The following is a 24,642-nucleotide window of genomic DNA, read 5'->3' on the forward strand; positions in this document are numbered from 1 at the left end:
GTATATTGCAACTGAATAAAAAAGACAATGCACTTTTTGGCATTGTCTTGAAGCTTATACTACGGCGCTTTTCACGCCTGTCCATCTCATAAATAATTTTTCATTAAAGGTTAAAGCAAATTGTACGATTGGTCCGAGTCCAAAAGCCATCAGTAGAGTACCAATACCAATGGGACCACCTAGTAAAAAGCCAATCACTGCAACCGTTACTTCCATAGTTGTTCGGGAGCGTGTGACACTCCAGCCTAGTTTATGAACCATAAGTAACATAAGCGTATCCCGAGGACCAATGCCTAAATTTGCTACCATATACATACCGCAGCCCCAGCCCAATAAGACTAGTCCTGTTAGGTAGGAAATGAGCTGCATCCAAAAACCATCGATGTCAGGCAGCCAGTAGTTAAAAATATCGATAAAAATGCCTGCTAAAAACATATCGATAAAGGTTCCTGGTAATGGGAATTTTTTCGTAATAGCCATATCAAAGGCTAAGATTGCAAGTCCTAATAAGATGGACCAAGTGCCAATCGATAACCCAATTGATTTTGTTAAGCCGATGTGTAATACATCCCAAGAGCCAACACCAAAGAGTTGACCTTTAATAGTTAGTGTAATACCAAAAGAAAGCACAATAATGCCTGTTATGAAAAACAAACAGCGCATAAAAAAAGCTTGTTTCATTTTTTAACCCTCATTCATCCGGAATTTCCTATTGTCTATCAAATTATTATAGCAATGGATTTTCAATATGTCCGAAGATAGTCATTTCACATTTTTCAAAAAAAAACGGTTTATCTTTATCGTGAGAGGGCAAAATAGATGAAGTAGATGAAAGGATGGGATGAAATGACTTCTGTACGTGAAGAAATTTTAGAAGTTTTGAATCGTGAAAAAATAGGAACAATGGCAACGGTGGAAAATGGTAAACCCTACTCGCGCTATATGACGTTTCAACATGAAGATTTTGTGTTATATACGGTGACAAATAAACATTCTGAGAAAATGGAAGAGCTTCGCAAAAATCCATATACCCATATATTATATGGCTACGAAAACGGAGGCTTTGGTGATACGTATGTTGAAATAGAGGGTAAACTCACAGAAGTACACGAGGAAGGCATTAAAAATAAAATAGCAGAATTTTTTACAAGTATTTTTGTTGGCAATCAAGACGAAATGGTAACACTTAAAATCGAACCTATTCGCATGCGCTTAATGAATAAAAAAGGGCAGCCTCCAAAAGAGCTAGAATTTACAAACGACCATGAATAATTGGTCGTTTTTATGTGCCTAAAAGCCAAGCATTTCCTTAAATCAAAAAAGCAATAAAATTTATGAATTCAACCGTTGAATGAACGAAAATCAAGATATTAGTGGAAAAGGAAATATACATATATAACATCCAAAAAGAAATAATTATCTATTCCTTAAAGTTTTACATAAAGACACTTGCAAAAAACAGTTAAGTATAGTTAACTTAACTAAAAGGGAATAGGAGTTGAGAATATTGAGGTTGTTTGAAGGGGTTTTAATTGTAGTTCATATTTTTTGGCTTTTTTCTTTTTTATTTAGATTCGATGCAAAAATAAAAAGGATAATTAATGTTATCACACTAATTTTTTTGGTTGTTCATTTGGGGTTTGAAGGTTACAGATGGCAAATGGGATTAACCTATATATTATTTATTCTTTTAACTGCTTTCACCATAAAGCCATTTTACGAAGAAAAAGTTACACTTGTAAGCGTGAATAATAAACGGAAGGTCAAAAAGCTTTTATACATATTTTTTATTCTTATTTATATGTTCAGTAGCATTGGTTTAATCACTATCATGCCTGTATTTCAACTTCCAAAGCCTACAGGTCCTTTTGAAGTTGGTATGAATTCAAGGCATTTAATAGATGACTCCAGACATGACTCGAAACAAAAAGCTCGGGAATTAATGATACAAATATGGTATCCAGCTGAATTGGAAAATAATTCAAAGGATATTCAATATGAATCCTTTCCTTACGAAGAATGGTCAGGCACGCTGGAATTTATTTTTTCAGTGCCGCGCTATCTATTTGAGTATTTAAAATACGGTCAAACTAATAGTATAAAAGATATAGCGATATCCAATAAAGAAGATAAATATCCCGTTCTATTATTTTCTCACGGATTTGGTAGTACTAGAATGCAAAGTATTTCTCAAATGGAGGAATTGGCAAGTCATGGCTATATTGTTGTCAGCGTTGACCATACGAATGATGCAGCCTATACAAAATTCCCAGATGGACAGGAAGTTATGAATCAAGCAGACGCATATTCTTATTCATATAATATTGAAGATGAGAAAGATGTAAAAACGAGATCAAAAGATATGAGCTATGTGCTCAATCAATTAACAATGTTAAATGGTAATGATCCTCAAAGCTTGTTTACTGGAAAGATAGATATGGACAAAATTGGAATATTTGGTCATTCGTATGGAGGTTCAACAGCTGCCCAAGCATTGTTGGATGATAGCAGGATTTCGGCAGGAATCAACATAGATGGACCATTGCATGAACCAGTGGCTAGCTCAGGATTTGAACAACCATTTATGTTTATTTTAAATGAAGATTATCTTTACTTATCAGACGAAGAAATTCAATACACGAATATCACCCCGGAGGAATTTCAAAAGTACCATGATAAAATCACGGATCTTGCAGATTTTCACTATAAAGAGGGAATAAAGGGAGATACTTTTATGCTTACTTTTATAGCAGGAGATCATTATACCTTTACGGATTTCCCTTATCTCTCTCCATTGTTGTCATGGAATATTGACGTTAATCAATTTCATCAAGTAATGAATGGGTATATTTTGGCTTTCTTTGATCACTATGTGAAAGATAAAGCTCCTGATCCATTACTAATGAAAGAGGAAAAAGAAGATAAGTTTTATTATTTTAACACTAATATGAAACATCATTGATAGAACATGGGACTAAATTATTTCATTAGATATAAAAAAACGACCCAAAAGCTAGTTGCTTTTGGGTCGTTGTTAAATTATAAAACACGATTTTTTAACTTCTGATTCAATATTTTTGCTTGGGCTAAAGCCTGTGAATCGTTTGCGATTTCTCCAGGCTTATTGCCATTTCCAATAATATAGGAAGAAAAAGGCATTCTTAGGAAATCGAAAATAAAATGGAATTGCTGAATCATCGGAAGCCCCTTAATATTGGGAGCATCGCCACCAACGGCAAGGACGATTGCCTCTGTCGTCTGAAGCTTTTCCTTGAGCTGTGGGAAACGTTCATCACGAATGGCATGGCTTAAGCGATCTATCATATTTTTCATGATGCCTGACATGCTGTACCAATAAATGGGTGTTGCGAAAATAACAATATCACTAGTAAGAAATGCTTGAATAATTTGATCATAGTCATCATCTACAAACTGAAAGCCGTTGTCGTCATGACGTAAATCGTGAATAGGCTTAATCGTTATATTTTTTAAATCTATTTTTTGATGTGGAATATCTGCTAATACATAATCAGCTAGCTGTTCACTATTACTAGCGATTCTGGAGCTCCCGATAAAAGCAGTAATGTTCATAAAAATCCTCCTCTATCTTTCAGGTTATAACTAGTGTAAACTTAATTTAATTATCGATAAAGCTGAATGTTTCGATAAAATATATCGAAAAAAACGATTTAGGGGGTGTTTGTAATGGATTTAAAACAGCTACAAACGTTTTTAAAGGCTGCAGAAACATTGAGCTTTACACAGACAGCACAGTTACTTGATTATGCTCAGTCAAGTATTACAGCACAAATTAAATCACTTGAAGAGGAGCTCGGAGTAATTCTTTTTGAGAGGCTTGGCAAGCGTGTCACTCTTACGGATGAGGGAGAGCGATTACAACAGTATGCCCAAAAAATGCTGGAGTTAAATAGCGAAATGAAAAAGGCAGTATCCAATGAACAAGCACAAGTGGTGTTAAAAATTGGCGCACAGGAAAGTCAGTGTGTTTACCGTCTACCAAGTATTTTGCAGCAATATCAGAAAGCGTATCCACAAGTAAAAATCATTTTTAAGCCGGTCCATACAACTGAAGTTGCCAAAGATCTATTACAGTCTGGAAATCTCGATGTAGCCTTTATTTCTGATGCTTATAAGGAAACACCTATGTTGTATCGTGAGCGACTTATCCAGGAACAAATAATTTTTGTAAGTGCACCAACTAGCATAAAAAGCCATACACTATCAGCGCAACAATTATCAGCAGAGACAATGCTTCTAACTGAAAATGGGTGCTCTTATCGCAATCAATTAGAAGCACAGCTACAGCAAGAGGGGTTGCTGCCATTACAAATGATTGAATTTGCAAGTATTGAAGCTATTAAACAATGTGTGATGGCAGGATTAGGTATTACATTTTTACCCAAAATGGTAGTGGAGAAAGAACTAGAGGATGGACAGTTAATCGAATTACAATCTTCGTTCAATATAAAGCCCATTTACACGGATATTGCTTGGCATAAAGATAAGCATATTCAGCCGTACCTTAGTGATTTCATAGAGATTGCAAGGAACTGGTATCAAACATTGTAAAAGCAAAGGTGCCTGTATGAAATAGGCACCTTGATCGAAAATGTTGCTTTTATTGTTACTGCTTTTTTAAAGTTCCAGAAAAATTAGTGTCTTCATCATGTGCTGCCCGACAATCCACTTCGGTTATTTTTAAGGCGTTAGTAAGTCTCTCAAATTCGATAACACAGCGATTGCCAGCAGATGATTTGTTCATTACTGCTTTATTACTTGTAGTAATTGTCGCGGTTCCATCGACACTTCCGGCAGCAGTTCCATCATTCGCAGTGATGAAAATATTAAAGCTGTTGCTTGTTGCATTGGAAATAATGGCTTCACGGCGGTTAAAATCAGTCGAACCTTTTCCCCATTTATAGCTATAGAAATAGGTACCTTCCCAGGCACTTTTCGTAGGTGTTGTAAGCCGCATTGTTGGATCAAGCTGATTTTGAGCGTTTTTAGCACGTACATTTAACGAAGCATTACTAGTATTTTCAAAAATAGCTTGTGCATCCTGAGAAATTTCATAAAAATTTCTTTCATCCATTCGATGAAGTATGATCACGACTTGAGCACGTGTCAATTTATTTGTTACACCGAAAAACTTTTGTAAATTACGATTTTCATACTGTGGATTTTGACCAATAGAAATGTAATAATCAAGTAAAAACTGGATGGATTGATCTAATCCGCTTTTGCCTTTAGCCAAATGTGTAATCGCTTGAGCAACCACGCCACGCTTGATTGAAGCCGCCCGAATATTATTATCTAAATAGCCGTTTAATGGCACGCCATAGCTTGCCAGACGGTTGTAATATTCATCTGACCAGTTGGCAGCAGGGGTTTGTTTTTTTAATTCATCATAGGGTGTTTCCAGTTCATAAAAATTAGACAATAATTTGGCGAATTGTTGCTCAGTAATCATTTCATTTGGCTTAAAAGTACCATCTGAATAGCCATTTACAATATCGTATTCCTCAGCCCACAAAATAGCTTCATACGCTTCATGATCCTCAGGCACATCTTTAAAGCCTGCAGCCTGTACCTTGTCCCCACTTGCAATAACAAGAAGTGAAAATAGTAAGGTATACACTAATTTTTTCATTAGTCTTTTTCATCCCTTCTAGCTAGATATACTAATAGTTTGCAGGAAATGGATAAAAACTGCAAATTTTTCTAGTCTTAATTTCAAAGTTGAAAGAGGTAGTAAGACAAGGGATTACAGTATGAGAGGAGGAGCTTTTAAATGCTACATCGATTCAATCAATACCTACAAAAATGGATGCCTATTTTAACGCCACTTAGCTTAATCATAGGCGTGCTATTTGAAAATATTGGGCACCAGCTGTTATTTTTAGTGCCATGGATATTTGCCTTTATGACATTTGTGGGTAGCTTAAGTATGAATATAGAAGGGATGAAAAGCTTAAAAAAGTATCCAACAGTCATTTTTATAGCCATTGCCTTTCTACACATACTTATGCCAATTTGGGCTTACATTGTATCCACAATCATCTTTCATGAGCATTTCCTAACAATTGGCTTTGTCTTAGCGGTTGCCATTCCAACAGGGGTTACAAGCTTTATTTGGGTGAGCATGTGTAGAGGGCATCTTGCGTTATGTCTTGCTATTATTTTAATCGATACAGTTCTATCACCTATCGTCATTCCTGCATTATTACATATTGTTGTGGGGCAATCAATTGAAATAGATACTGCTGGATTGATGTTAGATTTACTTTGGATGATTGTTGTACCATCCCTTGCTGGTGTTGTGTGTAATGAGTTTACGAAAGGGAAAATTGCTATGACACTAGGGAAAAAATTAGCCCCTTTTTCGAAACTGTGCTTATTTAGCATTGTTATGATTAATAGTAGTGTGATTGCACCTTATATGAAAACAATTAGTTGGGCGCTTTTCAGTATCATTTTGGTCGTCTTTTTACTAGCAGTTTCGGGATATGTTCTATGTTTAGTGCTGGGACATTATCTTTGGAAAGATAGTAGGATAATCACGATGTTTGTTTTCACAGGTGGGATGCGCAATATTGCTGTTGGGGTTGTGATTGCTACCACCTATTTTCCAGCTAAAACGGTTATGCCCGTTGTATTTGGAATGCTCTTCCAACAAGTGTTAGCATCATTCTTTAGTCGTGTCATGGAAAGATATCAATTAAAATACGGGGGAACAAACAAAAAACATTTGCTATCCCAAGAAGGGTAGCGAATATGAATGCTGACGCTTACTTTCTTTGTCGAACATATAAGGAAATCTTTGTTGGATGGGGGGCTGAATTGACGAGAAATGTGCAGGATAGAATAATAGTTTTGCTAGATGGAGGTTATTTGTACTTAATAGAATAACTATCGTTAGTTATGAGCAGATTCCATAATTTTTAAAATCAATGGGTGGGAGTTTAAAGAAGAATACACCCGCCTCCTATGGTAAAAATGTAGCAATAAAGCTCTTTGTAAAGATTAACCTGATGTCATTGACAATATATTCAATAACATAAACACCACTATTCATGTGAAAAAATAGTGGTGTTTTTTGTGTTGGGCATTCATCTAGTGTAGTTATTTATCCTGGCAAAAAAAATTTTTAAAAGAAATTTTCATAAAAGAGTTGAATTTTTTTTATATTAAGCATATATTTTTCCTAAGGGAAACAAAATATCGTTCGAGAAAGAAGAGTGACTGAATGAAAGAGTTAGATGATTTAAAGCTGACGATCCTTCCGTTGAGCATTTTACTAATTCTTACACTTGTATGGGAACTAACAGAGTCTGTTGGTGCGGGAATAATGATAATTGTTTTCTGGATAGGCTGGCGTCGGCTTATAAGAAAATTATTATAAATAAGGCATCGATGATACTACTATATGACAGCAGCTGCTTAAGCGGACATAACGAAGTAGTGGAAACATGTTAATGTCCGCTTCAAATAATCTATAGCAAGGATCATCATGTCTGAATATAAAGAAAGAAGAGGTATTTATACATGAAACGGTTTTTGGGTGTAGTTGTTTTTTCACTCTCACTTCTACTTTTTGGTTGTTCTGCTGATACAACTAAAGAGGATAGGGAAGGGGTTGTTGTAGCAACAACCGGGCAAATTGCGGATGCCATTAAAGCAATCAGCGGGGGTCACTTACAGGTTTCAGCATTAATGGGACCGGGTGTTGATCCACATTTATACAAAGCAACGCAAAGCGATTTATCGAAACTGGATAAGGCAGAAGTTATTTTTTATAATGGCTTACATTTAGAGGGACAAATGTTGGATATTTTTGAGCAGATGTCAAAAAGCAAATCCGTACTTGCCGTTGGAGAAACATTAAATAAGTCAGATTTACTAGCAAGTGATGATGATGCTATGTTACATGATCCTCATATTTGGTTTGATATCGAGCTTTGGAAGGGAGTCGTTCAGGCGATTGGTACTAAGCTTCAGGAGGAATATCCAGAATTTAAAGATGATTTTGTAGCAAATGAGAAAGAGTATTTAAAACAGCTTGATGAATTACAAGTATATGCAAAGAATAGAGTAAATGAAATTCCGGAAAAACAACGTATTTTAGTAACAGCACATGATGCTTTTAATTATTTTGGAAGAAGCCAGGGATTTGATGTGCGAGGTTTGCAGGGACTAAGCACTGATTCCGAATATGGTGTAAAGGATGTACAGGAAATGGTGAATTTTTTAGTAGCCAATAAAATTAAAGCCATTTTTATCGAATCGAGTGTCTCCGATAAAGCCATGAAAGCAGTAATTGAAGGGGCCAAAGAAAAAGGGCACGACATTGTTATTGGAGGAGAATTATTCTCGGATGCAATGGGAGCAGAAGGAACAAAGGAAGGTACATATATTGGTATGTATCAACATAACATCGACACAATTGTCGATGCATTAAAGTAGGTGAAAAATATGTATGCATTAACAGTAGAAAATCTTTCAGTAGCTTATGATAAAAAAACAGTTTTAGAAAATGCTAGTGTTTCAGTTCCAACTGGCCATTTGTCTGCAATTATTGGTCCGAATGGAGCGGGAAAGTCAACCTTTTTAAAGGCAATCTTAAATCAACTACCAAATAAGGTAGGGAGAGTTGAAATACTCGGTAAGGTTTTTGAGCCGAAAAGCTTAGTGGTTGGCTATGTTCCTCAGCGCAATGCAGTAGATTGGGATTTCCCTACAAATGCACTGGACATTGTGCTGATGGGTCGTTATGGTCATACGGGATTATTTAGAAGACCATCTAAAAAGGATAAAATTTTGGCGCAGCAAGCTCTTGCAAGTGTAGGGATGGAGGACTTCGCTGATCGTTCCATTGGTCAACTTTCTGGTGGACAGCAGCAACGGGTATTTTTAGCACGTGCACTTGCCCAAAACGCAGATATCTATTTTTTAGATGAACCATTTGCTGGAGTCGATGCCGCAACGGAAAAAACGATTATTGATATTTTAAAAGATTTAAAGGCACAGGGTAAAAGTATTTTTGTCGTCCATCATGACTTACAAACAGTTAAAGACTATTTTGATTATACAATTCTTTTAAATAAAACGATTTTAGCATCCGGTGCAACGGAAGAAGTTTTTACACCAGCGCAATTACAAAAAACATATGGTGGTAAACTTTTCATGATGCAGAATGTGTAAGGAGGGGACAATATGTTAAGTGGTAACTTATTGTGGGTACTTAGTGGAACCATGCTACTCGGAATAGCAGCGGGTATAACGGGCACTTTTTCCTTCTTACAAAAACAAAGCTTAGTTGGTGATGCTGCAGCACATGCAGCTTTACCAGGGATTGCACTCGCATTTTTGTTAACTGGACAAAAGGAATTACCAATCTTAATGCTTGGTGCAGGAATCACATCTGCTTTGTCCGTGTATTGTATACAATGGATTGTTTCTTTTTCAAAATTGAAGGCAGATGCAGCAATAGGCTTAGTATTAACTGTATTTTTTGGTATTGGCGTTGTCTTTTTAACGGTAGTTAATCGCAGCCCTTTAGGTAATCAAAGTGGGCTGAACAATTTTATTTTTGGTAAGGCAGCAACAATGACAAAGGCAGATTTAATGTGGCTTTTTATTAGTGCTACAATTATTATTTTAGTCAGTCTCCTACTCTATAAAGAGTGGAAGCTACTAATCTTTGATCCAGTGTATGCCAAAGGTATTGGTTTACCTATTGAAGCATTAAAGGCAACACTTACCGTTTTAATTGTTATGACGATCGTAACAGGTATACAGGCAGTGGGTGTTATTCTCATGTCAGCATTATTAATTATACCTGCTGCAAGTGCAAAATTATGGACGAAAAAATTGAGTTCCATGCTTGTACTAAGTGCCATTATTGGTGGGGTATCTGGCATTACGGGAACCTTTATTAGTGCTATGCGCACCGGCTTATCAACTGGACCAATTATTGTATTAGTAGCGGCTGCTATATTCTTTCTTTCGTATTTCATAAGCCCGTCTGGTCAAATTAGTAAATTTCGTAGAAAAATGCAGTTTCGAAAGCAAGGTGAGCTAGGATGATAGAATTTTGGGTTATTTTAACCGGCATTTTAGTCGGTATTACCTGTGGGATTGCAGGGGTTTTTCTAATCTTGCGTAGAATGTCAATGATTGCTGATGCGATTAGCCATACCGTATTGTTTGGTATTGTAATGGCGTATATTATTACCCAAACATTAAATGGTTTTTGGATGCTCGTCGGTGCAGCAGTTGCGGGGATTTTAACAGCCTACCTAGTGCAATTACTACATTCTTCAGGTATACAGGAGGACGCAGCCATTGGTGTGGTCTTTACGTCCTTGTTTGCAGCCGGTGTGCTCCTCATTACTTTATTTGCGGGTAATGTCCATTTAGATGTGGAGCACGTATTAATGGGAGAAATTGCTTTTGTTCCTTGGGATAGATGGACATTTCTTTCCATTACATTGCCAAAGGCTGTATGGATGCTATTGCTTGTGCTCCTCATTAACATAGGGTTCCTTCTATTATTCTTTAAGGAAATGAAGCTCACTACCTTTGACCCTGTATATGCTGCCTCCATTGGTGTTCCCGTACTATTTCTACACTATGGGTTTATGACATCAATCTCCTTTACAACGGTAGCTGCCTTTGATAGTGTCGGTGCTATTTTAGTTGTTGCTATGCTAATAGGACCTGCAGCCACTTCCTATTTAATAAGTAAATCAATTAAGCAAATGTTTTTATATAGCATGGCTTTTGGTGCTGCCGCAGCAGTTATAGGCTATTATTTGGCAAAGTTTTGGGATACGTCCATTGCAGGGATGATGGCGACTATAGTGGGAGTTCTATTTGTGATGACATTGATCAGTCAAAAAATCATCGATCAACGCAGAAAAGCACTTGTAAGTAAATTAGAAGTATAAAAGGATCATATTAAAGGAATCGAGCAATCATTCTCGATTCCTTTTACTATTTTTTTTATTCTCCTTTTATTCAGATTACATGAGGTTAGATCTATTACGAAGAAAATTGACTTTTGGTTAGCCAGCCCCGTTTTTTAGCATTAAAATATTTAAAAATTTATATATTTCTATATACGAACTATTTTCATTTTGTTAAGATGAGTGATATTAATTGAATCGAATATAGAACAACAGGGGAGATACAGCATGTGGCGCAATCGGAATGTATGGATTATTTTACTAGGTGAATTTGTCGTAGGTCTTGGCCTGTGGGCAGGCATCATTGGAAATCTCGCTTTTATGCAAGAGGTTGTACCTTCTGATTTTCACAAATCTTTAATTATTTCTTGTGGTATATTAGCAGGTTTAGTAGTTGGGCCATTGGCTGGACGTATTATTGATCGATCGAGGAAGAAAACCGTTGTACAGCAGGCAAGTGTTGCCCGAATTATTAGTGTCCTATTTATGTTTATCGCTCTCTACACAAATTCGGTAATTTGGATGATTCTTTTTTTAATTACCTTGCAAATTGCGGCAGCCTTTTATATGCCTGCCCTCCAATCAATTATTCCGATGATTGTTAAGGATAAAGATTTAATGGCCTTAAATGCATGGCAAATGAATGCTCGGACAATTTCGAGAATTATTGGTACTGCTGCAGCAGGATTTATGTTAAGCTTCTTTGAGCTGAAATGGTTATATATTATTTCATTTATTGTCTATATTAGTATGTTTATTATTACGAGTTTCCTACAGTTAGATGAAGCGGAAAATCCATCTTTAATGAATAAGGAAAAGGGTAACTTCAAAGAGGTTCTACCAATGGTAAAGGAGCATCCTATCGTCTTGATGACTCTTGTCCTAATGCTTATTCCAACGTTATTTTTAGGCTCCTTTAATTTAGTCATTATGAAGATTTCCGAAATTCATCAGTCAACGACTATCTCAGGATTATTATATACAGTTGAAGGCATCGGTTTCATGCTGGGAGCAGCTGGCTTGAAAATGATAGCAGAACGAGTGAAAATAGGGACCTTGCTCTTCACTTTAGCATTTATTATTGGTTCAATGGAGCTCATGCTTTTATTAGCTGATATAAAATTCTTTGCACTCCTGACATTTGCCGTTTTTGGATTTTCAGTAGGATGCTTTTTCCCAACTACTATGGTCATTTTTCAAAAGCAAGTACCTAAAGATTTCCATGGTCGATTTTTCTCCTTCCGCAATATGATTGATTCTGTAATCTTTCAGGTTGTCCTATTATCAACGGGTATGATGCTTGATTTAATTGGATTAAGTGGGATGGGGCTTGTTTTTGGGATTATAAGCTTGAGCCTAACGATTTCTTTTTTACTTTATTCAAGGAAAAAAAATGTTGTGATGCAGGTACAATAATGAAAAATAGTAAGAGTCCATTTTGAGTTTGTATCAAAATGGACTCTATTTTTATAGGCAAAGAGAGCCTATCTAACCCTTATTCAAAGACAATCATTTCTCCAACTTCTTTAAATCCGAAGCGTTTATAAATATTTTTTCCATCCTCTGATGCCTGTAAGACTACTGGCTTTTGTTTATCGATTGTTTGATTGAGTAGGAATTGAAACATCTCACTGCCATAGCCCTTGCCTCTAAACGTTTCTTTTGTCATCACATCATAAATACCGTAGCTATCGTTATCTTCGATTAATAAACCCGTAGCTACAGGCATTTCCATTATACAACCAATAAACATTCGAGCGTTTGATGCTAATTTTTCCTGTGAGAATTTACGAAAATAAATTTCAAGCGCATCTCTTTCCGGTGTGCCTTCAAATAAACTTAGAAAAACCTCTTTATATTGAAGAAGCCCTTCCTTATTGCTTACTTGTGTAATGTTAAGATGATTGGAAATTCGTTGACCAGTATGAAGTGTATGGTCAAGCTTCATCATAATATTTCGTTCAGCTTCCTTTAAATTATGTTCCTTTATCAATTGTAGCCAGTCATTGCTTAGATTATTAGCATCCACCCACGTACTAAAAGGAAGCTCTTTTACAATAAAATGATTGATTGCTTGTTTCATATGGTTTTGGTTGTGAATCGTAGGGGAGTTTGCCAATAGCATATTAAATGTATCAGTAGGAATCTCCGTGTTAGCTATTACATAGTTAGCTCCCTTTATCAATTCCCCAGAAACTGCATGAGTAAATAGCTTTAGTTTTTCCTCTAAATTACTTATCACTAATTGTTGATTTGTTTTCATATTTTTCAACCTTCCGCTTTTAGTAGTGCGCACTCTATTTCATTATAAAGACAATGAAAGATAAAAAATACGAAGTTCACTGTTTTTATATCCTCCCATAATTTTCTGAAAATATGTTTAATAATTGTTCCTTTCATTTTTAGTCAACCCCTTTCTTGTTTGACAAAAGGTTGTGTTAAGCTTAAAATCCAACTATTCAATAAATTAATTGAATAGTTGAAGGGTGGTTTGTTTGTATGGTGGACGAACGAAATTTAAAGGACTTATTATATCAAGAATTTGCAAGGATAGGGAAATGCTTATCAAGTCCAAAGCGATTAGAAATTCTTGATATTTTATCTCAAGGCCCTAAATCTGTGGAGGCATTAGCCAAAAATACGGATATGTCAGTAGCCAATGTATCACAGCATTTGAAAGTACTATTTAATGCAAGATTAGTCATATTTAAAAAAGAAGGAAATTTTGTTTTTTATGAACTAGCCAATGAAATCATAGCCGATTTTTTAACCACATTCCATGCATTATCGGAAAAACAACTTAGCCAGGTTCAACAAATAAGGGAAGAGTTTTTAAATAATCAACTTGGATTAGATGGAATCACCCTAACAGATCTTGCTAGCAGTATGGATAAAGGCGAGGTATTGTTACTTGATGTAAGACCTAAGGAGGAATATGAAAAAGCCCATATTCCAGGAGCGATATCGATTCCTATTGAGGAATTAGAAATGCACCTAGCATCGTTACCAACCAATTGTGATGTTGTTGCTTATTGTAGAGGACCATATTGTTTAATGTCTGCCGAAGCGGTAAAAATTCTGAAGGCAAGTGGAATTAATGCTTTTCGATTAGAAGAGGGCTTTAGAAAATGGCAGCAATTAGCAAAATAATCATATGAAATTAGGTTTTATTATAGAGACAAAAGAACAAAGGTGTGTGAATGCTGCATGAATAAAAAAGTAAAAATATTTTTATAGGAGAAGCTGAGAATGTAAAAAATTGAACATCCAAGTTTTAATGTGAAAGCGCTAATGAATAAATTTGTAGAATTGGCTTGTGGAACATGCTTAAAGTCGAGATAACTAGTTGAAAACGAATGGGCTAACAAAATGATTCCGTTTTAACAATTGAGAATAATAGAAAGTAGGTGTTGTGAAGTGTTTAATCAATCACATGATTCCATTGAACAGTATATAGAATCACCCGAAAAGCTACAAAGTTTATATAGGCGTGTGTTGATGGTTGTTAGTCTATCTCAAATATTCGGTGGAGCAGGACTAGCTGCAGGTATTACGGTAGGGGCTCTTTTAGCTCAACAAATGCTTGGAACGGATGCTTATGCAGGAGTACCTTCCGCTTTATTTACGTTAGGGTCAGCAGGTGCCGCTTTAATTGTAGGAAGAGTATCACAGCGCTATGGGCGTCGTACAGGCTTATCAGCAGGGTTTATTGTCGGTGGTCTAGGTGCTATAGGTGTAGTGATGGCTGCCATGATGAATAGCGTTATTTTATTATTTGCTTCCCTTTTAATCTATGGAGCAGGAACCGCAACCAATTTACAAGCTCGCTATGCTGGAACTGATTTAGCAACTAATAAACAACGAGCAAAGGCTATTAGCACAACCATGGTGATGACTACATTTGGGGCTGTCGCTGGTCCAAATTTAGTAGAAATTATGGGTAAATTTGCTGTATCTATTGGTGTTCCATCGCTAGCAGGTCCATTTATCTTATCAGCAACAGCATTTATCTTAGCGGGTCTTGTCCTATTTATTATGTTGCGTCCTGATCCGTTAGAAATTGCGAAAAGGATTGAAGCATATAAAGAAAAGTCTGCATCTGAAACTAATACGCAATCTATACATCCCACAAACAATAAAAGAGGTCTAGCAGTCGGTGCAACAGTTATGGTACTTACTCAGATTGTAATGGTTGCAATTATGACGATGACACCAGTACATATGAAGCATCATGGACATGGTCTGACGGAAGTAGGAATTGTTATCGGATTTCATGTAGGCTCCATGTATCTTCCTTCTCTTGTAACAGGAATTCTTGTTGATAAAATTGGGCGCACTGCCATGAGTATAGCTTCAGGCATTACTTTGTTATTGGCAGGTTTATTAGCAGCATTCGCACCAAGCGATTCGATGGCGCTATTAATCATTGCACTTTCTTTACTAGGATTGGGCTGGAACTTTGGCTTAATTAGTGGTACTGCTCAAATAGTAGATTCAACAGAGCCTTCCACTCGTGCAAAAACGCAGGGGAAAATGGATGTTTTAGTGGCACTTGCAGGAGCTTCAGGTGGTGCTCTTTCAGGAATGGTAGTAGCAAATGCAAGTTATGCAATACTATCTTTAGCAGGAGGGCTTTTATCCTTAGTACTTATTCCAGTGGTTATTTGGTCTAGAAGAGCTTGAGATGAGTTATAGGACACTAAAGTTTTTAATCTGATACTAGTTTCAAAGCAACCAAGGCTATTTTTTTGAAACATGTAGTGAAATCAAGAATTAAGAGTGAATTTAAATATAACTTTATTAAAAAACAATATAATTTAAGGTTCTTTTGTTGGCATTCGGTACTCCGAAATGTGTATCAAAAGAACCTTTTCCTTTTAATTGATAACAAATAAAGTAGTTTTAAAACAAGAGCCTAAACTCGCATTTTATGGTTTTTATTTTGGCAAATTTTTATTTACTAACTCTAAGGTGTTTTTAATGTAATTGTGATAAGGTGTTTCGGGTAACGAATCTATATTATCAGCTGCCCTCTTTGCAAAAATAAGTGCTTCTTCTACCTTTCCTAGCTGTAAAAGACAATAAGCCCTATATGCATCTGCTGTGTAGAGAATACATAATTCAAGCGGGTAACTATTTGTATTTGGCATCTCAAATTTCTCAAATTCTTTTAAGGCTTCATTTATCTTTTTTTTCCCTAATAACGCTTTACCTCTTTCAAGATAATAAAAATCATTTCCAAGATTACCGTTCAGTAAGATAGCGTACTTATTTAAATAAACAAGAGCTTGTTTATAATCTTTTGAGATTTGATTACAATAATGAGATTGCAATAATAGTGTAAAAGCTAAGGACCTATTATTATCACTAAAAATAGCAAACTGTTCAGATTTTTTTATAAAATAGGAAAAATCATTTTCATTGTTATGAAGAAGTGCTTGGAACGCTGCAATTCGGAAAATATTATCCATTTTATAAAAGACCATTTTTCTTTTTGATATTTCAATTAATTGATGAAGCTTATCCTTTCCAGATTTATATTCACCAATTCCAAAGAGTAAGACCATTTCAACGAAATTTGCTTCTATATCAACAAACAAATCAATTACTATAGCCTTTTCCTCATATTCTTTTTTAACACTTCGTAACATTCTTAGAGCTGCATGATACTTGCCGCTTTTTGCAAGGTATTCTACTTCATACACTTTAGCCGCCAAGCAATGGCTATAAAGAGATAATCGTTCATAGATTGTTATTGCCCAATCTATCAACTTTTTTCCTCGATTTTGATCTGTCTTTATTATTACTCTTCCAGAAATATCTAATATTCTAGCAGATTCTAATGAAATAGGAAACTGTTGTTCAAATATATTTTGCGTTAGCTTAATTATCTGTTCATCGTTGTTTTTATCAAAGGCTTCCTCTAATTTCTTAAGTAAAAACTTTAGCTCATCAGGAGTAGGATTACCTAACAAATATTGAGGATCACAGCCTAACTGACGTGCAATGAATTTTAAGCTCTCCATAGAAGGGTTTGCACGTCCATTTTCAATCATACTTAACATTCCTTTTGACATTTTATTATCAGCTAGCTCTAATATTGTCATTCCTTTTTCTACTCTTAATTTTTTTATTCGTTTCCCTAACTCATTCATTTCCAACATCCTTTGTAATTCTATAATTTTAGTTCAATTATATTAAACTTTGTGTTGAAAAGAAAATTATTACATGCTAAGATGAGTTCAATCAAATTGAACTTTTTGAGATGAACTAAACAGAGGAAGAAGATGAGGGATTGAATATGAGTGAATTTATTGAGGATAAAGTCGAACAAAAACTAGATATAGGAGGTATTGAATTATATTATGAAATATTAGGGAAGCAGCATGGAGGTCCTACATTAGTTTTCGATTCAGGATATGGAGTAACTTTAGATAACTGGAATCCGATTAAAGATGAAATATCAAGTTTTTCAAAAATGTTCATTTATGATAGAGCTGGTATTGGAAAAAGTGATATAGATGATAGACCTCGACATAGTAGGCAAAGTGTAGAGAATTTACGTATTTTACTAGTAAAAGCAGGTATAAAACCGCCATATGTATTAGTAGGACACTCATTCGGAGGATTAAATATAAGATTATTTGCTAGTACATATCCAGAGGAAGTTGCTGGAGTAGTTCTTTTGGACTCAACTCATGAGGATCAAAATAAAATATTGCCTTCTTTATTTTCAAAAGAAGTTCAGGAAGCATATTATAATCAATTTACTTTAGAAGGCTCTCTTAATGAGGTTGAAGAAAGTTTAGAACAAGTTTGTACTTCTAAATCCTTTGGAAGTATTCCATTGATAGTCGTTACTGGCGGTCTGCAGCCTTTTCATACAGAGGAATCTATGGCTGCTTGGCTTAGATTTCAGAGAGAGCTTGCTAACTTGTCAACGAATAAACGACATATTATTGTTGAAGATGCTGGACATGCAATACATATTGATCGACCACAAGTTGTTATTGATGTAATTAGGGATTTGTTAGCTACAGTAAAGAATAACAATAAGAATTCATGACAATTTTTAAAAATGTATTGCTTTTAGTAATAGTATATTCATTATGATTATTAACGTCCTTAGATTAGTAATAAATGACTACACAGTAAATATAATTTCAGTAGTTTAATAGAGGAGGCTCAACAAGACTTTATTGTAAAGTTAATGAGCTTCCTCTATTAAAATAATTATACAAGTATTAGACAAAGCCGTATACTTTTTGTTCAATAGGTCTCTTTAGGAGTAAACTGGCCGATTCCCTTTAATTTGGAGTCAAAAAATTCAAGTATTAGTTCATTTTCAGTTTCAATACAATATAATTTATCAATATCAGCTTTTCCCCGTTGTACAATATTTGCCAGTATAGGAGAGAAAAGCGGTAAATCGGTCAAGCTTAAATGTTTTGCCCCTTGGAAATGAACCGTATATGCATCTTTGAAGTGCTCATTATTGAGTTTGTTTGCTATATAAATGGGACTACTATCGAGCTGTCTCCAAACATCATCAGAATAAATGTTAAGAAGTGGGGTCGTAAAGTCTTTGTTATTTGCTACAAAATCATCGATTTCTTTCTTATAAATAAGTTCACTAAAGAAAGAGGCATCGATATTTACTACTGCACTTACATCATTGCGTGCTCTACCTAGCCACACACTTGCAGCACCGCCCATTGAGTGCCCAAACACACCAATCTTCTCTGTATTGATATGTTGATAAATAGGGTTATTGTCACTTTTGGCTTTTGCAAGTATTGTATCAAGGACAAAATTCATATCGTCTGTTCGTAGTTTCATCCATTTTTGGATAATATTATAGCGTTCTTCATTCGAGTAAACACCTTTATTTGCATTTTCCACTTCATTTTTAAAATCTGAATTGATCATAGTGACTTTTCCATCCTCTGAACGAGTATAGAAGGAGTGATAGGGATGATCGATGGAAACGACTATATAACCATGGCTTGCTAGCTCAGTAAATGTAGAGGCGTTACTTTCCTTGATACCATATGCTCCATGTGAGAATACCAAAAGCGGATATGTTCCATCTGCCTTTTTTGGATACCAAAATTCCACATTCACGAATCTGTTTTGCTCCGTGTCTACAAATTCCTCGATGCGCTCTTCATCGTAAAATGTCTCAGTAGCGGTTGCGACTTCATATTCTCCTGTCACTTTTGGTGATAGGTACTGTGGAAAAATAATGACAGGTGAAAGTACAAATACAAATGTCACTTTCATCATTATCGACTTCCAGACAATGCTAGAAGTTTTGTAGGGTTTGTTTTTTGTTTTCTTAAGGATAAGAGCTACTGTCCCATTTAAAGCTAATAAGAAAAGTAGTATAGCAAGCATTATCCAGCTAAAACTCCATACAATCACTGATGAAACAATAAGTAACACAAATACTATAAATACAGCAATCCTAATCCAATTCTTTATTTTGTTATGGTTTTTCTTAGTCGCTATGCAGTAGAATGCAAAAGCAATCTCGAAAATCAAAGCCATTAATAATAGTAAAATTCCCATTGTTGTTCCTCCATCTCATAATTTTTATGAAATCATCATAATAAACGGATGGAAGGATGTATATGGAAAAACAGTAAGTTGTATTCACAAGCCAATAAGATGCAAAAAACGATAAGCTCTAATGCTTACCGTCAATAATTTGTTATCTGATAACTACTGATTTTCTTGACTATTCACCTAATTCTTTCTTCATTAATTTTAGTCTTTCATTGATTTTTTTTACATCTTTTTTATCATTTTGCCATGACAGTAGACGAACAATAATATATATTACCGCAATTTGCAGTGCTAGAGAGATTACACCTAATGCATCATTTACAATATTAATAGCGCTGCCTAGGACGATCAATAAAATCTCCAAAGTAAAGAAATGAATAATAATTCTTATACGCATTTTCTTCTCACTAAGATCATTAGGAGAATATAAAATAAATCCAGTTAATGCACTTAAAAGTGAAAATGACATAATGATATAAATTGACTTTAAATCAAAGGCCATATTGGGATAATATATTTGTCTTAAAAAAGTAATAATAATAATTATCGATGCGAAAATAATTAAGAAATCCTTAATGATGTCTCGTACAAATTCGGAAAGTTTCATATATGTATCCACCTTTTACAATCCAAGCATTTTTTTTAGAACAGGCACATACTGCCTTGAAATAACAGTACGTTCTCCGTTATCCAGCACCGCTTCGAATCGACCACTTATCGTCGGATAAACAGATGAAATTTTGGTGATGTTCAAAACTGTTGATTTTGATGCGCGAAAACAGTTTTTTCCTTTGCATAATTCCTCTAATTCGTATAGTTTTTGTTTCACCTCAAAGACGTTATCTTTGCAGTAAATAAAAACTTTTCCCTCGACTGCTTCAAAATAATAGATATCACTAAGCTTAATGCGGTGAATACGATCATTTTGATGTCCAAGTAGAATAAGATTTTCAGTTTTCAGCTTGTTTATGATTTCATTTATTTCGTGATCAACCTCATGACATCTAATAATAATCTCTTCTTCTTCTTCTTGGCTTATTTCTTCTATTGAAATTTTCAAATCATCACCCACGAAAATTCAAATTATTTCTTTTGACTATACCTTCAGACAATCCTTTTTACATTTTATCAGATTAAAGTTTGGGATAGTAGTTAGAATTCTGTAAGTAAGAGGAGGAAAAAGGGCAAGTGAGAACTACTAAGGGAAATCAATTTACAAAATTGGATTTACTACATGAAAAATTACAGTTCTTTTTATGTTTTGAAATTGCTGTCCTTTTGACATTCAACTACATATTTCACTGATAAAGTGAAGGCTAAGCTTAGTAAAACACAAAGCATTTTTAGATAAATTGAATTTTTATAAAAAATTTGTTAATATAAATATACAATTATGAGAGGACTGATGGATGAACAATGATTAACTAATCTATATTTTAAGTTGAAATCAATAACTTCAAACTACAAAATATAGGATTAGTCTGTCCATTTTTATCAATCAATCAGTTTTTACTTTATTTGTCATGTTTCCTATGGCAAAAAAGTCCTTATTCAATACCAGTGAAAGACTAATCCTTCCAATGACAAATTGGGAGGATTTTTTATTTTTATTCAGCTTTCTGGATGTATTGTTTATCTGTAGCGAAAGCAAAGTGAAATTGATTCTCTCATAGTCAATATTCTGTCAAATCTAATGAAAGGAGTGAGAAAAATGAGCGATTCAGACACAATTGTTACACACGTAGACCTCCGTATAAGTCGTTAATATCCATCAAACTTATACGGAGAAGTATTACACTAGATGGATGTACCGACTTTGTATTAATAGAAAAAAGTGTTGATATACAAAGGAGGAATTTTCATGTCAATGATACAAGTTCAAGATTTAACTTTTTCCTATCCAGGTAGCTTTGATAATATTTTCGAAGGCGTAAACTTTCAATTAGATACCGATTGGAAACTTGGGTTTATCGGTAGAAATGGTCGAGGTAAAACAACATTCTTTAACCTATTATTAGGAAACTATGAGTATAGTGGGAAAATCATTTCATCAGTTGAATTTACTTATTTCCCATATCCAGTTTCAGATAAAAATAAGTTTACTTATGAAATTTTTGAAGAAATTTGCCCACAGGCAGAAGATTGGGAATATCTTCGCGAAATATCCTATTTAAGTGTTGATGCTGAAGTTATGTACCGACCTTTTAAAACATTATCTAATGGAGAACAAACAAAGGTGTTGCTTGCTGCACTTTTTTTGGCTGAGGGTCATTTTTTATTAATTGATGAGCCGACCAATCATCTAGACACGGATGCTCGAAAGGTTGTCTCTGATTATTTAAGGAAGAAAAAAGGATTTATTTTAATTTCACATGACAGGGTCTTTTTAGATGGCTGTGTTGACCATATCTTATCTATCAATAGGGCAAATATTGAAGTTCAAAGTGGTAATTATTCTTCTTGGAAGTTAAATTTTGATAGACAGCAGGAACACGAAGAGGCAACCAATCATCGTCTACAAAAGGACATCGAGAGATTGAAGCACTCTTCAAAGCGTTCAGCAGGCTGGTCAAGTCAAGTGGAGGCTTCCAAAAATGGCACTACGAATTCAGGCTCTAAGTTAGATAAGGGCTTTGTAGGACATAAAGCAGCAAAGATGATGAAGAGAGCTAAGAACATAGAATCAAGGCAGCAAAAAGCTATTGAGGAGAAGTCAAAACTGCTAAAAAATGTGGAAAAAACGGAGACCTTAAAATTAGAGCCATTGGTCTTTCAGTCAAAGCAACTATTGGCTTTAGCAGATGTGTCTGTACAATATGATGGTCAGCTAGTGAATCAGCCAATTAGCTTTAAAGTTGAACAAGGTGATCGAATTGTACTTGATGGAAAAAATGGTAGCGGGAAAAGCAGTATCCTAAAACTTATTTTAGGAAATCGGCTACAGCATACGGGCTCAATAAATCTTGGGTCGGGGCTTATTATTTCCTATGTCCAACAGGATACATCTCATTTGAAGGGAATGTTAGCGGACTTTATTGAGGAGCATAACATTGATGAAACGTTATTTAAATCGATCCTTCGTAAAATGGATTTCGACCGTATTCAGTTTGAGAAAGATATCTCTCATTATTCTGGTGGACAAAAGAAAAAGCTTCTAATAGCCAAAAGTTTATGTGAAAAGGCTCATTTATATATTTGGGATGAACCATTAAATTTTATTGATATTTATTCACGCATGCAGATTGAAGAGCTAATTCAAAAATTTAATCCCACAATGGTATTTGTTGAGCATGATCAGGCATTTCAACAAACTGTTGCAACAAAAACGATCACTATGTAGCTGATAAACAAACGTTTTTATTTCTGTTAGATAGAATCCATTTTGATTAATCTTTTTTCAAAATGGATTCTTTAAGAAGATATTTTTTGGTACTAGAATGAAAGAGGACACACTGAAGCTTTACTCAGTAGTTAGAAGATTTTACAAAAAAGAGAATGCAAGGTAAAATAAATACAATCCGAAAACAGAAGGGAAATTAGACTTTTATGCTAAAACTTATAATCGCAAATTAAATTCCAATGAATTTAATAATAAGGACTATTCTGTAATTTTTGAAAATTATAGGTTTATTAGTGATGTCCTTTTGCGATAAATGAGAGAAGCAAATTTGTCTAATCCAATAAGCAAATAATAAAGTATTAAATCAGACTGAGATATAAGGTTTGATTTTTAATACTTTAGTTTGCATATAAAGAGACTTTATGGGTTTTTGCTCATAAAGTCTTTTGCTGTTTTTAGGAGGTGATAATTCCCATAAAATACAAGCAATACAAAAAAACGATTGAAACAAAAATTGGAGGGAATTAAAATGGAAAAATATGAATTAGTAAGTGATTATCGAAATAATGAAAGCTTGAAGGAAAGCTTCAATGCCTTATCAATGAAAACATTCAAATTAGATTTTCGAGGCTGGTATAACAAAGGGTATTGGAATGATACTTATATACCATATTCATTTGTAGATCAAGGTAAGATTATTTCAAATGCTTCAATTAATAAAATGTCAGTAATTATTAATGATAAAGTATATAAAGGCATTCAGATCGGTACTGTAATGACAGATGAAAATTATCGCAATCAAGGCTTGGCGAAGCAATTAATGCTGCATATTATGAAAGAACACGAAAATACCTATGATTTTATGTATCTTTTTGCGAATGATACGGTATTGGATTTCTATCCAAAGTTCGGCTTTACACGTCTAGATGAAAGTGAGTTTAGTTTAGACTTAGCAAAAAGTTCCATTCAAATGAAAATAGATGCAAAAGTTAAGCAGCTTTCTATTGACAATGATCTTGAATTACTTGAAAAATTTGCGAAAAACCGCCATGTTAACTCAATGATTTTAGATGTTGAGCATAATGAAAGTTTATTAATGTTTTATTTTACGATAGTATTTCATGAGACTATTTTCTTTGTGGAGGATTTAGAAACGATTGTGCTAATGGAAGAAGAAGGAGATACGCTGCATATTTTCGATATCATTTCGTTAAATGCTCACAATGCGGAAGCTGTATTAGCAAGTATTGTAAAGGAAACAACAAAAAAAGTGGTATTTTATTTTACACCTAGTTTTACAATCAAGGGCATGACAGCAACCATTATGCCAAATGATGATGATGCGTTATTTGTTTTAGCGAAAAAAGGATTGCTAAAGGGTAACTTTATGTTCCCTTTAACATCACATTGTTAATAGGAAAAGCAAAACCTCATTTTAATCCCAAAATGAGGTTTTTTCTTAATGCTAATTTATTCAACATAAAATCTTTTTGCCCGATTGCTCTGAATTAACTATTGTCTCAAGAACAGAGTAGCGGGGCATTGTCATTTGCTCGTTTTCAAAGCCTCCCAATAATAATTAAATAGTTCCAGACAAAGAAGAAATTGCTAAGGTCAGAGAAGAATCGCTCCGGTTCAACGCAAAGGTGCTCGGATCAGTGGAAGAATGGCTCCGGTTCAAGGTAAATCTGCTCGGGTCAGAAGAAGAATTGCTCCGGTTCAAGGTAAACCTGCTCAGGTCAGAGG

Annotated in this window: 22 protein-coding genes; 14 read left to right on the forward strand and 8 right to left on the reverse strand. The window is 34.7% G+C overall.

Annotated elements, in window-relative coordinates; translation table 11 throughout:
• Positions 1 to 54: 54 nt before the first annotated feature.
• On the reverse strand, positions 55 to 681 hold the full coding sequence (locus tag AC2CGN_RS24335) for a YczE/YyaS/YitT family protein (protein ID WP_283868363.1): 627 nt from the start codon (positions 679 to 681) through the stop codon (positions 55 to 57).
• Positions 682 to 846: 165 nt separating this feature from the next.
• Here AC2CGN_RS24335 and AC2CGN_RS24340 point away from each other — a divergent pair, with 165 nt between their 5' ends.
• The gene (locus AC2CGN_RS24340; protein WP_283868362.1) at positions 847 to 1,272 is read left to right on the forward strand and encodes a pyridoxamine 5'-phosphate oxidase family protein; all 426 of its coding nucleotides are present in this window, start codon (positions 847 to 849) and stop codon (positions 1,270 to 1,272) included.
• Positions 1,273 to 1,633: 361 nt separating this feature from the next.
• Positions 1,634 to 2,962, forward strand: coding sequence for an alpha/beta hydrolase family protein (locus AC2CGN_RS24345; protein ID WP_484516743.1), 1,329 nt, complete (start codon positions 1,634 to 1,636; stop codon positions 2,960 to 2,962).
• 77 nt (positions 2,963 to 3,039) lie between these two features.
• Here the strand turns inward: AC2CGN_RS24345 and AC2CGN_RS24350 are convergent, their stop codons facing one another.
• A complete protein-coding gene (locus AC2CGN_RS24350) occupies positions 3,040 to 3,591 on the reverse strand; it encodes a flavodoxin family protein (protein ID WP_484516745.1) in 552 nt (183 codons plus the stop codon).
• Positions 3,592 to 3,705: 114 nt separating this feature from the next.
• On the opposite strand from AC2CGN_RS24350, the gene AC2CGN_RS24355 reads away from it, so the two are divergent.
• Complete coding sequence (locus tag AC2CGN_RS24355; protein WP_484516747.1) at positions 3,706 to 4,590, forward strand: LysR family transcriptional regulator; 885 nt, start codon at positions 3,706 to 3,708, stop codon at positions 4,588 to 4,590.
• A 55-nt stretch (positions 4,591 to 4,645) separates the two neighbouring features.
• Here AC2CGN_RS24355 and AC2CGN_RS24360 read toward each other — a convergent pair whose 3' ends face one another.
• The gene (locus tag AC2CGN_RS24360) at positions 4,646 to 5,671 is read right to left on the reverse strand and encodes an S-layer homology domain-containing protein (RefSeq protein ID WP_484516749.1); all 1,026 of its coding nucleotides are present in this window, start codon (positions 5,669 to 5,671) and stop codon (positions 4,646 to 4,648) included.
• Positions 5,672 to 5,812: 141 nt separating this feature from the next.
• Between AC2CGN_RS24360 and AC2CGN_RS24365 the strand changes: the two genes are divergently transcribed.
• The 6 genes from AC2CGN_RS24365 (at position 5,813) to AC2CGN_RS24390 (ending at position 12,404) form a co-directional block, all read left to right on the forward strand.
• Positions 5,813 to 6,790 (forward strand): bile acid:sodium symporter family protein, encoded by a 978-nt coding sequence (locus AC2CGN_RS24365; protein ID WP_484516751.1) that lies wholly within the window; start codon positions 5,813 to 5,815, stop codon positions 6,788 to 6,790.
• Between the two features lie 776 nt (positions 6,791 to 7,566).
• Positions 7,567 to 8,484 (forward strand): metal ABC transporter solute-binding protein, Zn/Mn family, encoded by a 918-nt coding sequence (locus tag AC2CGN_RS24370; protein WP_429982083.1) that lies wholly within the window; start codon positions 7,567 to 7,569, stop codon positions 8,482 to 8,484.
• A 9-nt stretch (positions 8,485 to 8,493) separates the two neighbouring features.
• On the forward strand, positions 8,494 to 9,222 hold the full coding sequence (locus AC2CGN_RS24375; protein WP_283868346.1) for a metal ABC transporter ATP-binding protein: 729 nt from the start codon (positions 8,494 to 8,496) through the stop codon (positions 9,220 to 9,222).
• 12 nt (positions 9,223 to 9,234) lie between these two features.
• Positions 9,235 to 10,107 (forward strand): metal ABC transporter permease, encoded by an 873-nt coding sequence (locus AC2CGN_RS24380; protein ID WP_429982082.1) that lies wholly within the window; start codon positions 9,235 to 9,237, stop codon positions 10,105 to 10,107.
• The gene (locus tag AC2CGN_RS24385) at positions 10,104 to 10,970 is read left to right on the forward strand and encodes a metal ABC transporter permease (RefSeq protein WP_286923830.1); all 867 of its coding nucleotides are present in this window, start codon (positions 10,104 to 10,106) and stop codon (positions 10,968 to 10,970) included. Before AC2CGN_RS24380 ends, AC2CGN_RS24385 begins: the two co-directional genes overlap by 4 nt.
• 246 nt (positions 10,971 to 11,216) lie before the next feature.
• Positions 11,217 to 12,404 carry an MFS transporter gene (locus AC2CGN_RS24390; RefSeq protein ID WP_484516754.1) on the forward strand — a complete coding sequence of 396 codons (1,188 nt, stop codon included), beginning with the start codon at positions 11,217 to 11,219 and terminating at the stop codon, positions 12,402 to 12,404.
• Positions 12,405 to 12,483: 79 nt separating this feature from the next.
• On the opposite strand, the gene AC2CGN_RS24395 is transcribed toward AC2CGN_RS24390, so the two are convergent.
• Entirely contained in the window at positions 12,484 to 13,251 is a 768-nt protein-coding gene (locus tag AC2CGN_RS24395; RefSeq protein ID WP_429990065.1) for a GNAT family N-acetyltransferase, read from the reverse strand.
• Positions 13,252 to 13,490: 239 nt separating this feature from the next.
• On the opposite strand from AC2CGN_RS24395, the gene AC2CGN_RS24400 reads away from it, so the two are divergent.
• Both AC2CGN_RS24400 and AC2CGN_RS24405 read left to right on the forward strand, forming a co-directional pair.
• Positions 13,491 to 14,138 (forward strand): ArsR/SmtB family transcription factor, encoded by a 648-nt coding sequence (locus AC2CGN_RS24400; protein WP_484516769.1) that lies wholly within the window; start codon positions 13,491 to 13,493, stop codon positions 14,136 to 14,138.
• Between the two features lie 348 nt (positions 14,139 to 14,486).
• Positions 14,487 to 15,671, forward strand: a complete 1,185-nt coding sequence (locus AC2CGN_RS24405) for an MFS transporter (RefSeq protein WP_429983987.1) — start codon at positions 14,487 to 14,489, stop codon at positions 15,669 to 15,671.
• A 254-nt stretch (positions 15,672 to 15,925) separates the two neighbouring features.
• Here AC2CGN_RS24405 and AC2CGN_RS24410 read toward each other — a convergent pair whose 3' ends face one another.
• Positions 15,926 to 17,143 (reverse strand): helix-turn-helix domain-containing protein, encoded by a 1,218-nt coding sequence (locus AC2CGN_RS24410; protein WP_484516756.1) that lies wholly within the window; start codon positions 17,141 to 17,143, stop codon positions 15,926 to 15,928.
• Between the two features lie 146 nt (positions 17,144 to 17,289).
• Here AC2CGN_RS24410 and AC2CGN_RS24415 point away from each other — a divergent pair, with 146 nt between their 5' ends.
• Positions 17,290 to 18,054 (forward strand): alpha/beta fold hydrolase, encoded by a 765-nt coding sequence (locus AC2CGN_RS24415; RefSeq protein ID WP_484516758.1) that lies wholly within the window; start codon positions 17,290 to 17,292, stop codon positions 18,052 to 18,054.
• A gap of 203 nt (positions 18,055 to 18,257) precedes the next feature.
• Here the strand turns inward: AC2CGN_RS24415 and AC2CGN_RS24420 are convergent, their stop codons facing one another.
• The 3 genes from AC2CGN_RS24420 to AC2CGN_RS24430 all read right to left on the reverse strand — a co-directional run bounded on the left by AC2CGN_RS24420 (position 18,258) and on the right by AC2CGN_RS24430 (position 20,628).
• Entirely contained in the window at positions 18,258 to 19,559 is a 1,302-nt protein-coding gene (locus AC2CGN_RS24420) for an alpha/beta hydrolase family protein (protein WP_484516760.1), read from the reverse strand.
• Positions 19,560 to 19,728: 169 nt separating this feature from the next.
• Entirely contained in the window at positions 19,729 to 20,163 is a 435-nt protein-coding gene (locus tag AC2CGN_RS24425) for a DUF3021 family protein (RefSeq protein ID WP_484516762.1), read from the reverse strand.
• 15 nt (positions 20,164 to 20,178) lie between these two features.
• A complete protein-coding gene (locus tag AC2CGN_RS24430; protein ID WP_429982076.1) occupies positions 20,179 to 20,628 on the reverse strand; it encodes a LytTR family DNA-binding domain-containing protein in 450 nt (149 codons plus the stop codon).
• A gap of 789 nt (positions 20,629 to 21,417) precedes the next feature.
• Between AC2CGN_RS24430 and AC2CGN_RS24435 the strand changes: the two genes are divergently transcribed.
• Together AC2CGN_RS24435 and AC2CGN_RS24440 are read left to right on the forward strand one after the other, a co-directional pair.
• Positions 21,418 to 22,896, forward strand: a complete 1,479-nt coding sequence (locus tag AC2CGN_RS24435) for an Lsa family ABC-F type ribosomal protection protein (RefSeq protein WP_484516764.1) — start codon at positions 21,418 to 21,420, stop codon at positions 22,894 to 22,896.
• Positions 22,897 to 23,425: 529 nt separating this feature from the next.
• The gene (locus AC2CGN_RS24440; RefSeq protein ID WP_484516766.1) at positions 23,426 to 24,310 is read left to right on the forward strand and encodes a GNAT family N-acetyltransferase; all 885 of its coding nucleotides are present in this window, start codon (positions 23,426 to 23,428) and stop codon (positions 24,308 to 24,310) included.
• Positions 24,311 to 24,642 lie beyond the last annotated feature (332 nt).

The organism is Lysinibacillus sp. DFXJR4, assembly GCF_057196045.1.

Coding starts and splice junctions, on each gene's coding strand:
- AC2CGN_RS24355 (WP_484516747.1), top strand. CDS start 3,706: ATGGATTTAAAACAGCTACAAACGTTTTTAAAGGCTGCAGAAACATTG.
- AC2CGN_RS24335 (WP_283868363.1), bottom strand. CDS start 681: ATGAAACAAGCTTTTTTTATGCGCTGTTTGTTTTTCATAACAGGCATT.
- AC2CGN_RS24440 (WP_484516766.1), top strand. CDS start 23,426: ATGGAAAAATATGAATTAGTAAGTGATTATCGAAATAATGAAAGCTTG.
- AC2CGN_RS24410 (WP_484516756.1), bottom strand. CDS start 17,143: ATGAATGAGTTAGGGAAACGAATAAAAAAATTAAGAGTAGAAAAAGGA.
- AC2CGN_RS24395 (WP_429990065.1), bottom strand. CDS start 13,251: ATGAAAACAAATCAACAATTAGTGATAAGTAATTTAGAGGAAAAACTA.
- AC2CGN_RS24435 (WP_484516764.1), top strand. CDS start 21,418: ATGTCAATGATACAAGTTCAAGATTTAACTTTTTCCTATCCAGGTAGC.
- AC2CGN_RS24420 (WP_484516760.1), bottom strand. CDS start 19,559: ATGGGAATTTTACTATTATTAATGGCTTTGATTTTCGAGATTGCTTTT.
- AC2CGN_RS24390 (WP_484516754.1), top strand. CDS start 11,217: ATGTGGCGCAATCGGAATGTATGGATTATTTTACTAGGTGAATTTGTC.
- AC2CGN_RS24425 (WP_484516762.1), bottom strand. CDS start 20,163: ATGAAACTTTCCGAATTTGTACGAGACATCATTAAGGATTTCTTAATT.
- AC2CGN_RS24360 (WP_484516749.1), bottom strand. CDS start 5,671: ATGAAAAAATTAGTGTATACCTTACTATTTTCACTTCTTGTTATTGCA.
- AC2CGN_RS24340 (WP_283868362.1), top strand. CDS start 847: ATGACTTCTGTACGTGAAGAAATTTTAGAAGTTTTGAATCGTGAAAAA.
- AC2CGN_RS24405 (WP_429983987.1), top strand. CDS start 14,487: ATGGTTGTTAGTCTATCTCAAATATTCGGTGGAGCAGGACTAGCTGCA.
- AC2CGN_RS24365 (WP_484516751.1), top strand. CDS start 5,813: ATGCTACATCGATTCAATCAATACCTACAAAAATGGATGCCTATTTTA.
- AC2CGN_RS24375 (WP_283868346.1), top strand. CDS start 8,494: ATGTATGCATTAACAGTAGAAAATCTTTCAGTAGCTTATGATAAAAAA.
- AC2CGN_RS24350 (WP_484516745.1), bottom strand. CDS start 3,591: ATGAACATTACTGCTTTTATCGGGAGCTCCAGAATCGCTAGTAATAGT.
- AC2CGN_RS24415 (WP_484516758.1), top strand. CDS start 17,290: ATGAGTGAATTTATTGAGGATAAAGTCGAACAAAAACTAGATATAGGA.
- AC2CGN_RS24385 (WP_286923830.1), top strand. CDS start 10,104: ATGATAGAATTTTGGGTTATTTTAACCGGCATTTTAGTCGGTATTACC.
- AC2CGN_RS24370 (WP_429982083.1), top strand. CDS start 7,567: ATGAAACGGTTTTTGGGTGTAGTTGTTTTTTCACTCTCACTTCTACTT.
- AC2CGN_RS24380 (WP_429982082.1), top strand. CDS start 9,235: ATGTTAAGTGGTAACTTATTGTGGGTACTTAGTGGAACCATGCTACTC.